Origin of the sequence: Pseudomonas sp. FBF18, from assembly GCF_024261405.1 — a bacterium.
Lineage (GTDB): Bacteria > Pseudomonadota > Gammaproteobacteria > Pseudomonadales > Pseudomonadaceae > Aquipseudomonas > Aquipseudomonas palmensis.
Genome location: NZ_QKRS01000014.1, coordinates 100,575 through 114,696, shown reverse-complemented (window position 1 = coordinate 114,696; position 14,122 = coordinate 100,575). Strand labels below are relative to the sequence as shown.

Genomic DNA, 14,122 nt, shown 5'->3' with positions numbered 1-14,122 from the left:
CCCGGGGCGGGCGTGCAGCAATCCGCCTTTGGTCGCAGCAAATGAGCATTTGCGCCCCATGGCGGTCTATCCACAGGCTGGCCGAAACGTACTGCACAGTTCGCTGGCAGGCCGCGCGTTTTTGCCAGATAATGCGCGCCTTGTAATTGGCGTCATGACTTTGACAGCCATTCAATCCACTTCGTAGCCAACCCAGCAAGGAGACCGGGATGCCCAATGACGGGAAGGTGGTGCCGTTCAAGGCGGCCACCGATCAGGCGTCACGCACGCCGTTCGCTCGTCTGCCGGTCATCCTGCTGCAAGTGCGCGACAAGGCAGCGCAGCACCTGCGCCAGGCGCTGCAGGGGCTGTTCGACAACGCCGACGACACGCTCTTCGAAATGGCCGACACGGCCGCCGACAACCATGACCGCAGCCTGTTCTTCGAAGCGATGCGCGACCTGCGCCTCAAGCGCAAGAGCATCGAGCGTGCCTTCCTCGACCTGTTCTATGACGCCTTCATCGATATTGCCGGCAACGACCCGACCGCGCCGTTGGCGCGCCGTGGCTACGACAGGCAGGCGCTGATGGCCGACGATGCGCGTGAGCGGGCCCAGGCCGTGGAGACGATGGTGGCCCGCGTGGCCACGCGTGACGGTTTCGCCCTCGGCCAGCTGACCCTGCGCATGAACAGCCTGATCAGCCAGCGCCTGGACGATCGCGCCAACCCGCTGGGGCCGGCGCTGCTGTGCGAGTACTTTCTGCAGGCCGGGCGCAGCCTGGGCGTGGGCATCAAGGTCAAGCTGATATTGCTCAAGCTGTTCGAGCGTTACGTGCTGTGCGACGTCGGCCAGTTGTACGGCGAAGCCAACCAGCTGTTGAGCGCCACCGGGATCCTGCCCGACCTCAAGAGCGCGCCGGGCTGGCGCACCCCGGCGGCCGAACCGGCGCACCCGGCCGGCGATCCGGAGGTCAAGCCAGCCCCGCTGATGGCCGATGCCGGGGCGCAGGCCGCCTTCGCCTCGCTGCAGGTGCTGTTGTCCCCGGTGCGCGGTCGGGTGGCCCCGCGCCTGGAGCCCTATGACCGGGTGCAGCCGATCAGCAGGCAGGACCTGCTGCGCCTGCTCTCGCACCTGCAGCAGTTCGTGCCGGCAGCGGGGGAGGTGCAGGACTTCGACCTGCGCCACCAGCTGGAGCAACTGCTGACCCGGGCCAGCGTGCAAAGCGGCAAGTACTGCAGGGTCGAGGTGATCGATGAGGATGTGATCAACCTGATCGCCATGCTCTTCGACTTCATCCTCGGCGATCGCAACCTGCCGCATTCGCTGCGCCAGTTGATCGCACGCCTGCAGATCCCGATGCTCAAGGTGGCGCTGCTCGACAAGAGCTTCTTCAGCCGCGCCACCCACCCGGCGCGCCGCCTGCTCGACGAGATTGCCGCAGTGGCGATGGGCTGGGGCGCGCGTGATGACGTGCAGCGCGACGAGCTGTACCTGCGGGTCGAGGCCATCGTGCAGCGCCTGCTCACCGATTTTGCCGACGACCCGCAGATCTTCGCCGAGCTGCTGGCCGAGTTCCTTGCTTTCAGTGCCGATGAGCGCCGCCGTACCGAGTTGCTCGAACAGCGCACCCGCGATGCCGAAGAGGGCCGGGCACGCACCGTGCTGGCGCGCCAGCAGGTTGAAAGCGAACTCAACCTGCGCCTGCTCGGCAAGTGCCTGCCGCAAGGCGTGGTACGGGTGATCGAGCAGGCCTGGAGCCAGGTGCTGCTGCTGGCCTGCCTCAAGCATGGGCGGGGTTCGACCCAGTGGCAGGACGCGCTGGCCAACATGGACCTGTTGCTCTGGAGCGTCGAGTCACACACAGGCGACGACCGTGCTCGGCTGCTGGAGCAGGTGCCGGGCCTGCTCAAGGCCCTGCGCGAGGGGTTGACCCGGGTTGCCTACGACCCCTTTGCCACCAGCGAGTTCTTCGCCCAGCTCGAAGCGCTGCACCTGCAGGCTGTGGAAGGGGCAGGGCACCCCGGCCAGGCGCGTATCGAGCGGGTGCTGGTGCGTGACCGCATCGTACTGCTGGGGCCGGAGTCGGTGGCGGCGGGCGGGCTGTGCTCCAGCCTGCCCGACGACGACCCGGCGCTGCACCAGGTGCGCGACCTGCGCCCGGGGGCCTGGATCGAGCTGCGCGACGAGGATGACGAGCCGGTGCGCGGCAAGCTGATCGCGATCATCGACAGCACTCACACCTATGTGTTCGTCGACCGTACCGGGCGCAAGCTGCGCGAATGGTCGCAGCAGGGGCTTGCCGGGGCGTTGAGCCAGGGCCAGGTACGCCTGCTCGATGCCACCCAGCTGTTCGAACGTGCACTGGGTTCGGTGGTCAGCCAACTGCGCCAGCGTCAACCCTGAGCGCCCGCACTTTTTAACGATACAACCGTCGATTCCTCGGGGCATACTGCGCCAGAGCCCTCATGCTTCAGGATCTTCTATGCAACTTGACCACGCTACTGGCTGGGTCGCTGGCGTCACCCATTGCCCTTCCCCCAACTTCAACGCGCGCCCCGAGGGCGAAGCCATCAGCCTGCTGGTGATCCACAACATCAGCTTGCCGCCCGGGCAGTTCGGCACCGGCAAGGTGCAGGCGTTCTTCCAGAACCGCCTGCCCATCGCCGAGCATGCGTTTTTCGAGCAGATCAAGGACCTGCGTGTATCGGCGCACTTTCTGATCGAGCGTGACGGCAGGGTCACCCAGTTCGTCTCGTGCCTGGACCGGGCCTGGCATGCCGGGGTATCGCGCTTCGAGGGCCGCGAGGGCTGCAACGACTTTTCCGTGGGCATCGAACTCGAAGGCACCGATCAGACGCCGTTCACAGACGCCCAGTACACTGCCCTGCAACACTTGACCCTGCAACTGCAGGCTGCTTGGCCCATCGCGGGGCGAATCCGCGGCCACAGCGACATTGCGCCGGGGCGCAAGACCGACCCGGGGCCGGCGTTCGACTGGGAACGCTATCGCGCCAGCCTGCACGTCAACGAGGACAGATCATGAGTTTTCTGGTGTTACTGCTGGTGCTGTGGGTCGAGAAGTTCTCGGCGCTGCGCCAGCGCCTGCAACGCGACGGCTTTTTTCTCACCGAACTGGCCCGCCTGGAGCGCAGGCCCAAGGCCGACCCCTGGTGGGTGCTGGGCATTCTGGTGCTGTTGCCAGTAGTGGTACTGGCGCTGCTGCTGCACGTGCTCGACCCGGTCGCCTATGGCCTGCTGGCCCTGCCGGTGCACCTGCTGGTGCTGATCTACAGCCTGGGCCGGGGCGATGTGAAGGCGGCGCTGGGGCCGTTTCGCGATGCCTGGCGACGCGGCGATGAACAGGCGGCCGTGCACGTGGCCGAGCGCGACCTGGGGGTGACGGCCGACGACAGCCAGGGCCTGATCCAGAAGGTGCAGGGGCACCTGCTGTGGCAGGCCTACCAGAGCTTCTTTGCGGTGATCTTCTGGTATGTGCTGCTGGGCCCGGCTGCAGCGCTGGCCTATCGGCTGCTGGCGCTGACGGGCGAGCGGGCCGGCAACCCGGCGGTACAGGAACGCGCCCGGCAGTTGCGCCACGCCTTCGACTGGGCGCCGGTGCGGGTACTGGCCGCCAGTTTTGCACTGGTGGGCAACTTTGTGGCGGTCAGCCGCATGATGCTGCACGAGCTGCTCAACTGGCACATCGGTGCGCCGCGCCTGGTGGAGCAGGCGGGCACGGCAGCGGCGGAGATTCCCGCCGACGTCGAGACCGGCCCGCAAGGCCTGACCGGGCTCGACAGCCTGTGGGAACTGCTGCTGCGTGCCGCAGTGCTCTGGTACGCGGGCTTTGCCCTGTGGACTGTACTCGGCTGACTCACAACGTGTAAACGGGCTGCCGCAACGGCGGCTCGTTCCTACAGGCCGCCGCTACGGGTGGTTAACCTTAAGTTACAAAACTTCCCTTCGATATGCGCTATACAGAGGCTGCTGACGATCGCCAGTGGCCTAGTGCTATTGCGCAGAAAACAATAAGAAATCGAAAGGAGACGACCCTTGAAGCGCCTCTTATATCCGGCAATCGCATTGATGAACCGGCTGAGCTTCGGCATGAAGTTCAGCCTGATCAGCGTGCTGTTCTTTCTGCCCATGCTGGTCACCAATTTCTATCTGGTGCGCGACGCCTATGCCAAGTTCCACGCCACCCGTGTGGAGCTGCACAGCCTCGGCCTGCTGAGCGAGAGCCTGGCCGTGCGCGGTGATCTGGAGAGCCTGGGCAACCTGGTGCAGATCAACGCGGTGCTGGGGCAGTCCGGCAAGGCCGACGACCTGGAGGCGCGCATCGATGCGCTGGAACAGCAGGTGGCAAAGCGCGTGGCCGCGCTGGCCCCGATGACCGAGGACCCGGCCCAGGTGCAGGCCTTCACCGCCCGGCGCGACGAGTTGCTGGCAGGGCTCGAAGCGGCGCGGGCCGACTCCTCGTTGCAGACCCGTGCAGCCCTGTACGACGCCCTGCTGGCGCAGGCGCACCTGCTTGGCAAGCTGGTGGTCAGCCAGTCGGGCCTTGGCCAGGACAGCGATGCCGGCGTGCGCCAGATGGGCGAGCTGCTGACCACGGTCACCGCCCAGGTCACCCAGACCCTGGGTGAAGGCCGGGCAATCGGGGCTTACTCGCTGGGCCAGGGGTTTCTCAACTCATCGGCCAGTACCCGTTTCGAAGAACTGCTCAAAAGCCTCGACAAGCTGTCGGCCGACTACGCCATTCGCCTGCAGGACGCCCTGGGCGACGAGCCGCGGCTGGCCAGCCAGGCCGCCAGCAGCCAGGCGTCGCTCAAGCAGGCCAGCGAGCTGCTCGAAGACCAGGTGGTGATGGCCGATACCCTCGATGCGCCGTGGCCGGCGTTCTACCAGCAGGTCAGCGGCCTGATCGAGCAGACCTACCTGCTCAATGGCGCCACCCTGCAGGTACTCGAACAGCAGTTACAGGCGCGCCTGGGCGACTACCGCCAGCACATGGTGCTGCTGGTGCTGGCCCTGGCGGCGGTGTTCATGCTGATCGGCTACCTGTATGGCGGCTTCTACGCCTCCACCCGCAGCACCCTGCGTACCCTGGGCAAGGTGATGGACAAGGTGGCCGGTGGCGACATGACGGTGACCTTCCAGGCCCGCAGTCGCGACGAGCTGGGCGAGCTGGGCGAGGTGTTCAACACCACGGTGCGGCGCATCCATGACCTGATCGAGCGGGTCGGGCAGACGGTGGCCGAGGTGGAACACCAGGCCGAGCAGGTGCATGCGGTATCGGCGCGCAGCAACCAGGCGGTGAGCGGCCAGCGCGGGCAGATCGAGCAGGTGGCCACGGCCATGAACCAGATGTCGGCCACTGCCCAGGAAGTGGCTCGCAGCGCTGCGGCAGCCGTGAACAGCGCCCACGGGGTCAACCGCGAGACGGTCAGCGGGCGCGAGCTGGTGGAGTCGCAGCAGGGCAGCATTGCCGGGCTGGCGGCCGAAATCGACCAGTCGGTGGGGGTGATCAACCAGCTGGTCAGCGACAGCCAGCAGATCAGCCAGGTGCTGGAGGTGATCAAGAGCATCGCCGGGCAGACCAACCTGCTGGCGCTCAACGCCGCCATCGAGGCGGCGCGGGCCGGGGAGCAGGGGCGTGGCTTCGCGGTGGTGGCCGACGAGGTACGCACGCTGGCCAAGCGCACGCAGCAGTCGACCGAGGAAATCGACCAGATGATTTCACGCCTGCAGGGTGGGGTGGAGGCGGCGGTGCGGGCGATGGACAGCAGTCACCAGATGGCGGCGGGCACGGTGGGGCAGTCGCAGCAGGTGCAGCAGGCGCTGGTCAACATTCTGGGGGCGATGGGCAGCATCGTGGAGCAGAACCAGCAGATTGCGGCGGCGGTGGAGCAGCAGACGGCGGTGGCGCATGACATCGACCTGAACATCGTGCAGATCAACCGCGCGGCCGAGCACACCACCGAGGGCGCGCACCAGACCGAAGATGCGAGCCGGCAGCTGTCGGCGCAGGTGATGGAGTTGAAGCAGTTGATCGGGGCGTTCAGGGTCTGAGCGAGGGCTGGGCCCTTCGCCGGCAAGGCGCAGGGCCGGTATTACCAGCCAAACAGCTCGCAGGCATTGCGCGTGCTGGCTTCGGCCAGCACCTGGGGCGCAACCCCCATCACCTCAGCCAGTGCCACGGCAATCTGCGGCAGGTGCACAGGGCTGTTGCGCACCCCGGCGTACATCGCCGGGGCCATGTCCGGCGAGTCGGTCTCCAGCACCACGCCGTCCAGCCCCAGGCGTGGCAGCACCTTGCGCAGGCGCAGCGCCTGGGGCCAGGTGGCCGCACCGCCCAGCCCCAGCCTGAACCCGAGGCGGCGGTACTCGCGGGCCTCCTCGTAGCTGCCGGCAAACGCATGCACGATGCCGCCACGCGCCAGCTTGAAGCGCTTGAGCCGGGCGATCACGTCGGCATGGCTGCGCCGTACATGCAGCAGCGCCGGCAGGTCGAAGTCCACCGCCAGCTGCAACTGGGCCTCGAACAGCGCCTGCTGGCGCTCGCGGTCCAGCTCGGCCACGTAGTAGTCCAGGCCGAACTCGCCCACCGCGCACAGCTGCCGGTCGCCACGCAGGCGGCTCAGCCAGTCGCCCAGCGCCAGCAGATGTTCCGGGCGATGCTGTTCCAGGTACACCGGGTGCAGGCCGAACGCCGCATACAGCTGCGGATCGCTCTTGACCAGCTCCCATACCCGCTGCCAGTTGTCCTGGTACACCCCCAGCACCACCATGCGCTCGACCCCGGCGCGGCGCGCCTGCCCCAGCACTTCGCTGCGGTCGGCATCGAAGTCGGGAAAGTCCAGGTGGGTGTGGGTGTCTACCAGGCGCATGGTCAGGCCTTGAAGAGGCGTTGCTTGAAGGTGCGCGCCACTGCGTGCACACCCGGCGTGTAGTGCTGCTTCTCCACCGCCTCCAGCGCCAGGCGCAGGGCGGTTTCGGCCATCAGGCCGTGCTGCTGGGCCATGGCGTTGACCGGCAGGGGCAGGAAGTCCAGCAACTGGTTGTCACCGAAGGTGCCCAGGTGCAGGCTGCGCGATGCTGGCGGGCGGGTCTGCAGCACATCGAACACGCCTTGCAGCAGCACATAGGAGGTGGTCACCAGCGCGTCGGGCAGGCGCCCCAGGTCGGCCAGCAGCTCGCTCATCAGGCGGCGCCCGCACTCGCGGCTGAAGGCTTCGCCCTGGTGCTGGCTGGCCCGTCCGTCGAAGCCTTGCAGGGCCTGGTCGAAGCCACGTGCGCGAGCGCGGCTGACGCTCAGCTCAGGGCGTGCGCCAATCAGTGCGATATGCGCCGGGGCGCTGTCGAGCAGGCTGCGGGTCAGGTGCAGGCTGGCATGCTCGTCGTCGCTGACCACCGAGCAGAACTGCGCCGGGTCCAGGCTGCGGTCGATGCCGATGATCGGCAGGCCGTTGGCCTGCAGCGTGCGGTAACTGTCGTCGTCTTCGGGCAGGCAACTGGCGACGAACAGGGCGTCGCAGCGCCGTGCGCGAAACAGCTGCTGCAACTGGCGCTCGCTGTCGGGCTGGTCGTCGCTGCTGGCGATCAGCAGCTGGTAGCCCTGGGCCCTTGCGCCTTGCTCCAGTTGCTTGGCGATGCGCGCATAGCTGGGGTTTTCCAGGTCTGGCAGGATGAAGCCAAGGGTGCGCGTGTGACGGCTGCGCAGCCCGGCCGCCTGCGGGTTGGGCGTGAAGCCATGGGCCTCGACCACCGCACGCACACGCTCTACCGTGCTGCTGCTGATGCGTTGCTGTTCGGCCTTGCCATTGATGACATAACTGGCAGTGGTAACGGACACACCGGCCAGACGGGCGATATCGCTGAGTTTCACCGAATTTTCCTTGTTATTACCGGGGTTGGCTGCAGAGCCTGACCGGGTATTGTCGCCGATTGCGAAGCATCGGCGCAGACGACCATTGTCGCAATTGTCCGACAAAATGGGGCTTTCATTGTTCGCAGGTTATCGAGTAACGTGCACGCTATTCTAGGTTAAACGATTCAGCAGGCGATTTTTCTGCCGTGGCCTTCGCCTGCGCCCGGCCCTGCGACGTGTCGGGTGCTGCTAAATTCACAACAATACCTCGGCGCCGGCCCGGCGCTGCAAAGGAGAGGTTCATGCTCGAGCTCACCATAGAGCAGATTTCCATGGGCCAGTCGGCCGTGGACAAGACCGCCGCGCTGCAGCTGCTGGCCGAGCGCCTGGTGGCCGACGGGCTGGTGGCCGAGGGCTACCTGGCCGGGCTGCAGGCGCGTGAAGCGCAGGGCTCGACCTTTCTCGGCCAGGGCATCGCCATCCCCCACGGTACCCCGCAGACCCGCGAGCTGGTGCATGCCACCGGCGTGCGCCTGTTGCAGTTCCCCGAGGGCGTGGACTGGGGCGACGGGCAGATCGTGTACCTGGCCATCGGCATCGCCGCGCGCTCCGACGAGCACCTGCGCCTGCTGCAATTGCTCACCCGCGCGCTGGGCGAGACCGACCTGGCCCAGGCGCTGCGCCGGGCCGGCAGCGCCGAGGCGTTGCTCAAACTGCTGCAGGGGGCGCCGCAGGAGCTGGCACTGGATGCACAGATGATCGGCCTGGGTGTGCCCGCCGAGGATTTCGAAGAGCTGGTATGGCGTGGCGCCCGCCTGCTGCGCCGCGCCGATTGCGCCGGCAATGGCTTTGCCGCCGTGCTGCAGCAGGTCGAGGCGCTGCCCCTGGGCGATGGCCTGTGGTGGCTGCACAGCGAGCAGACCGTGCGCAAGCCGGGCCTGGCGTTCGTCACCCCGCAGCAGCCGCTGCGCTACCTGGGCCAGCCGCTCAACGGCCTGTTCTGCCTGGCCAGCCTGGGCGCGGCGCACCAGGCCCTGCTCGAACGCCTGTGTACCCTGCTGATCGAAGGTCGGGCGCAGGAGCTGTTCCGCGCTACCAGCAGCCGTGCGGTGCTGGAGGTGCTGGGCGGCGAGCTGCCGGCCGACTGGCCCAGCGTTCGCGTCGGCCTGGCCAATGCCCACGGCCTGCATGCGCGCCCGGCCAAGGAACTGGCGCAACTGGCCAAGGCGTTCGAGGGCGAGGTGCGCGTGCGCGTTGTCGACAGCGGCGAGGCCGCCGTGTCGGTCAAGAGCCTGAGCAAGTTGTTGAGCCTGGGCGCACGCCGTGGCCAGGTACTGGAGTTCATCGCCGAGCCGAGCGTGGCCGACAGCGCGCTGCCGGCGTTGCTGGCGGCGGTGCAGGCAGGTCTGGGCGAAGCGGTCGAGGCGCTGGCGCCGGTGAGCGAGGTAGCGGCGCCCCAGGTGCTCGAGCCTGTGCTGAGCGCGCCGCTGCCGGGCACGCAGGTCCAGGGCGTGGCCGCATCGCCGGGCATCGCCTGCGGCCCGGCGCATGTGCAGGTGCTGCGCCATTTCGACTACCCGCTGCGAGGCGAGTCGCCGGTGATCGAGCGCGACCGCCTGCAACGTGCCCTGGCCGCGGTGGCCAGTGAGCTCGAAGCGCTGATCCGGCGCAGCCCGGCCAAGGCCATCCGCGAGATCTTCGTCACTCACCAGGAAATGCTCAGCGATCCGGGGCTGGGCGATGAAGTCGAGCTGCGCCTGCTCCAGGGCGAAAGCGCCCCAGCGGCCTGGATGACCGTGATCGAGGCCGCAGCGCGGCAGCAGGAGGCCTTGCACGACGCCCTGCTGGCCGAACGCGCCGCCGACCTGCGCGACGTGGGCCGCCGTGTGCTGGCCACCCTGTGCGGGGCCGCCGAGGTGGCGGAGCCGCAACAGCCCTATGTGCTGGTGATGGACGAAGTCGGCCCGTCCGATGTGGCGCGCCTCGATCCGGCGCGGGTGGCCGGGATTCTCACCGCACGCGGTGGCGCCACCGCGCACAGCGCGATCGTGGCGCGGGCATTGGGCATCCCGGCGGTGGTGGGGGCCGGCGCGGCGGTGCTGCTGATCGCCGCCGGCACCGAGCTGTTGCTGGACGGCCAGCGTGGGCGCCTGACCGTGGCCCCGGCGGCGGACGAGCTGCAGCGCGCCCTGGCCGAGCGCGAGCAGCGCGAACAGCGCCTGCAGGCGGCCCGGGCGCGTCGCCTGGAACCTGCCGTGACCCGCGACGGCCATGCCGTGGAAGTGTTCGCCAACATCGGTGAAAGCGCGGGTATCGAACAGGTGATCGACCTGGGCGCGGAAGGCATCGGCCTGCTGCGCACCGAGCTGATCTTCATGGCCCATCCACAGGTGCCCGACGAGGCCACCCAGGAAGCCGAGTACCGCTGTGTGCTCGACGGCCTGCAGGGCCGGCCGCTGGTGGTGCGCACCCTGGATGTGGGCGGCGACAAGCCGTTGCCCTACTGGCCCATCGCCAAGGAGGAAAACCCGTTTCTGGGGGTACGCGGCATTCGCCTGACCCTGCAACGGCCGCAGGTCATGGAAAGCCAGTTGCGCGCCCTGTTGCGCGCGGCGGGCGAGCGACCGCTGCGCATCATGTTCCCGATGGTCGGGCAGGTGGAGGAGTGGCGCCAGGCCCGAGCAATGATCGAGCGCCTGCGCCAGGAGATACCGGTCGGCGACCTGCAGGTGGGCATCATGATCGAGGTGCCTTCGGCCGCGCTGCTGGCACCGGTGCTGGCGCCGGAGGTGGACTTCTTCAGCGTCGGCACCAACGACCTGACCCAGTACACCCTGGCCATCGACCGCGGCCACCCGAGCCTGTCGGCCCAGGCCGATGGCCTGCACCCAGCGGTGCTGCAGCTGATCGACATCACCGTGCGCGCCGCGCATGCCCACGGCAAGTGGGTGGGCATCTGCGGGGAACTGGCCGCCGACCCTCAGGCGGTGGCGGTGCTGGTGGGGCTGGGCGTGGATGAACTGAGCGTGGCGGCGCGCAGCATTGCCGAGGTCAAGGCGGTGGTGCGCGAACTGAATTTTGAACAGGCCCGGCAACTGGCGCGTGATGCGCTGGTGCAGGGCAGTGCCGCCGATGTGCGCGCACGGGTGGAGATGCATTGATGGCACGGATACTCACACTGACCCTCAACCCGGCGCTGGACCTCACCGTCAGCCTCGCCACCCTGCAGCCCGGCGCGGTCAACCGCAGCCACGCGCAGCACAGCCACGCGGCGGGCAAGGGCCTGAACGTGGCGCAGGTGCTGGCCGACCTGGGGCATTCGGTGACGGTGGGCGGCTTCCTGGGCCAGGACAACCTGCAGCCCTTCGAGGCCCTGATGGCCCGTCGCGGCTTTGCCGATTGCTTCGTGCGGGTGCCCGGCGAAACCCGCAGCAACCTCAAGCTGGTGGAGGGCGATGGCCGGGTCACCGATATCAACGGCGTGGGCCCGCAGGTCGACGAAAACGCCCAGGGCGAGCTGCTGGCACGCCTGCAGCACCTGGCCAGCGGGTATGACGCGGTGGTGGTGGCCGGCAGCCTGCCGCCGGGTGTGAGCCCGCAGTGGCTGCAGATGCTGCTGGCGTGGTTCAAGTCGCTGGGCCTGAAGGTGATCCTGGACAGCAGTGGTGCGGCCTTGATCGCCGGGCTCAAGAGCGCGCCGTGGCTGGTCAAGCCCAATACCGACGAACTGGCCGAAGCGCTGGGCCGCCCGCTGCACAGCATTGCCGAGCAGCAGGCCGCTGCCCGCCAGTTGATCGACCAGGGCGTCGAGCATGTGGTGGTGTCCCAGGGCGAGCAGGGGGTGATCTGGTTCCGGCGCGACGGCGCCCTGCAGGCGCTGCCGCCCCAGGTGGTGGTGGCCAGCACGGTGGGCGCGGGCGATTCGTTGCTGGCCGGCATGCTGCACGGCCTGCTCAATGCCGAGCCTGCCGCGCAGACCTTGCGCCGCGCCACCGCGATTGCCGCCCAGGCCGTGACCCAGATCGGCTTCGGCATCGGCGACCGCGTGCAACTGGCGCAGCTCGAAGATGCCGTCCGGGTGCAGATTCCCCACGCTCGACAAGAGGGTGAACAATGAAGATCGCCATCGTCACCGCCTGCCCCAACGGCCAGGTGTCCAGCCTGCTCAGCGCGCGCCTGCTGGATGCGGCCGCGCAGCGCCAGGGCTGGAGCACCAGTGTCGAGGTGCACGACCCCGACCATCCCGAGCGCCAGCTTTCGCCGGCAGTGATCGCCGCCGCCGACTGGGTGCTGGTGATCAGCACCGGCCCGTTCGACCTGCAGCGCTTTGCCGGCAAACGCCTGTTCCAGAGCACCCCGGCCCAGGCCCTGCAGGATGTGGAGAGCTTTCTGCGCCTGGCCGCCGAACAGGCCCAGGTGCATCACCCCGAAGCCGTGGCGCCTGCGCCGGCCGCAGCGGGGGCGGTGAAGAAGATCGTTGCGGTCACTGCCTGCCCCACCGGGGTGGCGCACACCTTCATGGCCGCCGAAGCCTTGCAGCAGGCGGCGCGGCAACTGGGTTATCAACTGGCCGTCGAAACCCAGGGCTCGGTGGGGGCACGCACCCCGCTGAGCGCCGCGGCCATCGCCGAAGCCGACGTGGTACTGCTGGCCGCCGATATCGAAGTGCCCACCGAGCGCTTCGCCGGCAAGCGCATCTACCGCTGTGGCACCGGCGTGGCCCTCAAGCAGGCCCAGGCCACCTTGAACAAGGCGCTGGCCGAAGGTCGCGAAGAGCGTGCCGCCGGCAGCGCCGGCGCCGCACCTGCACGTAGTGAAAGGGCTGGGGTGTACAAGCACCTGCTGACCGGGGTGTCGTTCATGTTGCCGATGGTGGTGGCAGGCGGGTTGCTGATCGCCCTGGCATACATGTTCGGGCTCGATGCCTACCAGGAGCCGGGCACCCTGGCCGCCGCCCTGCGCCAGATCGGCGAAGACGCCGCATTCAAGCTGATGGTGCCGCTGCTGGCCGGCTACATCGCCTATTCGATTGCCGACCGCCCGGGCCTGGCGCCGGGCATGATCGGCGGGCTGCTCGCCAGTTCGCTGGGCGCCGGCTTCATCGGCGGCATCGTCGCAGGCTTCGTGGCCGGCTACGCGGCCAAGGCGATCAGCCACTGGGTCCGCCTGCCCAGTAGCCTGGAGAGTCTCAAGCCGATCCTTATCATCCCGCTGCTGGCCAGCCTGTTCACCGGCCTGGTGATGATCTACGTGGTGGGCAAGCCGGTGGCCGGCATGCTCGATGGCCTGACGCATTTTCTCGACAGCATGGGCACTGCCAACGCGGTGCTGCTGGGCATACTGCTCGGCGCCATGATGTGCGTGGACCTGGGCGGGCCGGTGAACAAGGCCGCCTATGCCTTCTCGGTGGGCCTGCTGGCCAACCAGAGCATGGCGCCGATGGCTGCGACCATGGCCGCCGGCATGGTGCCGCCGATCGGCCTGGGCATCGCCACCTTCCTGGCGCGACGCAAGTTCGCCCAGAGCGAGCGCGAGGCCGGCAAGGCGGCGCTGGTGCTGGGCATGTGCTTCATTTCGGAGGGGGCGATCCCGTTCGCGGCCAAGGACCCGCTGCGGGTGATCCCCGCCAGCGTGGTCGGCGGTGCACTGACCGGCGCGCTGTCGATGTATTTCGGTTGCAAGCTGATGTCGCCCCACGGCGGGCTGTTCGTGATGCTGATTCCCAACGCGATCAACCACGCCCTGCTGTACCTGCTGGCCATCGCCGCCGGCAGCCTGCTGACCGCTGTGGTGTACGCGGTGCTCAAGCGCAGGGACGTGGCCGAGCTGGCACTGGAGCCGGCCAAGGCCTGATCAGGGGCGTGGGCGCGGGTGCTTCTTGCGCAGCGGTTCGAGCAGGTCGGCCAGGCCGTTGTGGTCGACCTCGTGCATCAACGCCAGCAGCCCGCCCAGTTCGCCCTTGGGAAAGCCTTGGCGGGCGAACCAGTTGAGGTAGTGGCCGGGCAGGTCGGCGATCAGCCGGCCCTGGTACTTGCCATAGGGCATTTCGCGGGTAACCAGCAGTTCGAGTGTCTCGGGAGTCATGGGCTCGGCGCAGCAGTGCAGGAAAGGCCCGACAATACATGCAATCTGCACGAGACCAAAGGTCCGTTCATGCAAAACGCTGCTTGGGGAAGGTTCAAAATTTTTATAAGTTGTTGATTTTAAAAGATTTAATTTTTACATAAAAGCTGGCATGAACACTGCTCCTGTACTACGCAACCACCCTCAT

At 67.8% G+C, this 14,122-nt stretch carries 10 protein-coding genes; 7 read left to right on the top strand and 3 right to left on the bottom strand.

Annotation, left to right across the window (positions count from 1 at the left end):
• Positions 1–209 precede the first annotated feature (209 nt).
• The 4 genes from DN387_RS20180 (at position 210) to DN387_RS20165 (ending at position 6,053) form a co-directional block, all read left to right on the top strand.
• The gene (locus DN387_RS20180) at positions 210–2,384 is read left to right on the top strand and encodes a DUF1631 domain-containing protein (protein ID WP_236171860.1); all 2,175 of its coding nucleotides are present in this window, start codon (positions 210–212) and stop codon (positions 2,382–2,384) included.
• 79 nt (positions 2,385–2,463) lie between these two features.
• Positions 2,464–3,024 (top strand): 1,6-anhydro-N-acetylmuramyl-L-alanine amidase AmpD, encoded by a 561-nt coding sequence (gene ampD, locus DN387_RS20175; protein WP_043864381.1) that lies wholly within the window; start codon positions 2,464–2,466, stop codon positions 3,022–3,024.
• Positions 3,021–3,854 carry a regulatory signaling modulator protein AmpE gene (gene ampE, locus DN387_RS20170; RefSeq protein ID WP_054916279.1) on the top strand — a complete coding sequence of 278 codons (834 nt, stop codon included), beginning with the start codon at positions 3,021–3,023 and terminating at the stop codon, positions 3,852–3,854. The genes ampD and ampE overlap by 4 nt, the downstream gene beginning before the upstream one ends.
• 180 nt (positions 3,855–4,034) lie before the next feature.
• The gene (locus DN387_RS20165) at positions 4,035–6,053 is read left to right on the top strand and encodes a methyl-accepting chemotaxis protein (protein ID WP_236171862.1); all 2,019 of its coding nucleotides are present in this window, start codon (positions 4,035–4,037) and stop codon (positions 6,051–6,053) included.
• A 41-nt stretch (positions 6,054–6,094) separates the two neighbouring features.
• On the opposite strand, the gene DN387_RS20160 is transcribed toward DN387_RS20165, so the two are convergent.
• Positions 6,095–6,871, bottom strand: coding sequence for a TatD family hydrolase (locus DN387_RS20160; RefSeq protein WP_054916281.1), 777 nt, complete (start codon positions 6,869–6,871; stop codon positions 6,095–6,097).
• 2 nt (positions 6,872–6,873) lie between these two features.
• A complete protein-coding gene (gene cra / locus DN387_RS20155; RefSeq protein ID WP_054916282.1) occupies positions 6,874–7,869 on the bottom strand; it encodes a catabolite repressor/activator in 996 nt (331 codons plus the stop codon).
• Between the two features lie 284 nt (positions 7,870–8,153).
• Between cra and ptsP the strand changes: the two genes are divergently transcribed.
• From ptsP to DN387_RS20140, 3 genes are read left to right on the top strand one after another with little or no spacing between them, the layout of a single operon-like run.
• On the top strand, positions 8,154–11,012 hold the full coding sequence (ptsP, locus tag DN387_RS20150; RefSeq protein ID WP_054916283.1) for a phosphoenolpyruvate--protein phosphotransferase: 2,859 nt from the start codon (positions 8,154–8,156) through the stop codon (positions 11,010–11,012).
• Complete coding sequence (gene pfkB / locus DN387_RS20145) at positions 11,012–11,968, top strand: 1-phosphofructokinase (protein ID WP_054916284.1); 957 nt, start codon at positions 11,012–11,014, stop codon at positions 11,966–11,968. The genes ptsP and pfkB overlap by 1 nt, the downstream gene beginning before the upstream one ends.
• Positions 11,965–13,704: a PTS fructose-like transporter subunit IIB gene (locus tag DN387_RS20140; protein ID WP_054916285.1), complete on the top strand. Its 1,740-nt coding sequence runs from the start codon at positions 11,965–11,967 to the stop codon at positions 13,702–13,704. The genes pfkB and DN387_RS20140 overlap by 4 nt, the downstream gene beginning before the upstream one ends.
• On the opposite strand, the gene DN387_RS20135 is transcribed toward DN387_RS20140, so the two are convergent.
• The gene (locus tag DN387_RS20135) at positions 13,705–13,935 is read right to left on the bottom strand and encodes a DUF3820 family protein (protein ID WP_043864478.1); all 231 of its coding nucleotides are present in this window, start codon (positions 13,933–13,935) and stop codon (positions 13,705–13,707) included.
• Between the last annotated feature and the right edge of the window lie 187 nt (positions 13,936–14,122).

Bases quoted from the DNA above. Each gene is read 5' to 3' on its own strand.
- DN387_RS20140 (WP_054916285.1), top strand. From the start codon at position 11,965: ATGAAGATCGCCATCGTCACCGCCTGCCCCAACGGCCAGGTGTCCAGC.
- DN387_RS20135 (WP_043864478.1), bottom strand. From the start codon at position 13,935: ATGACTCCCGAGACACTCGAACTGCTGGTTACCCGCGAAATGCCCTAT.
- pfkB (WP_054916284.1), top strand. From the start codon at position 11,012: ATGGCACGGATACTCACACTGACCCTCAACCCGGCGCTGGACCTCACC.
- ptsP (WP_054916283.1), top strand. From the start codon at position 8,154: ATGCTCGAGCTCACCATAGAGCAGATTTCCATGGGCCAGTCGGCCGTG.
- DN387_RS20160 (WP_054916281.1), bottom strand. From the start codon at position 6,871: ATGCGCCTGGTAGACACCCACACCCACCTGGACTTTCCCGACTTCGAT.
- DN387_RS20180 (WP_236171860.1), top strand. From the start codon at position 210: ATGCCCAATGACGGGAAGGTGGTGCCGTTCAAGGCGGCCACCGATCAG.
- ampE (WP_054916279.1), top strand. From the start codon at position 3,021: ATGAGTTTTCTGGTGTTACTGCTGGTGCTGTGGGTCGAGAAGTTCTCG.
- ampD (WP_043864381.1), top strand. From the start codon at position 2,464: ATGCAACTTGACCACGCTACTGGCTGGGTCGCTGGCGTCACCCATTGC.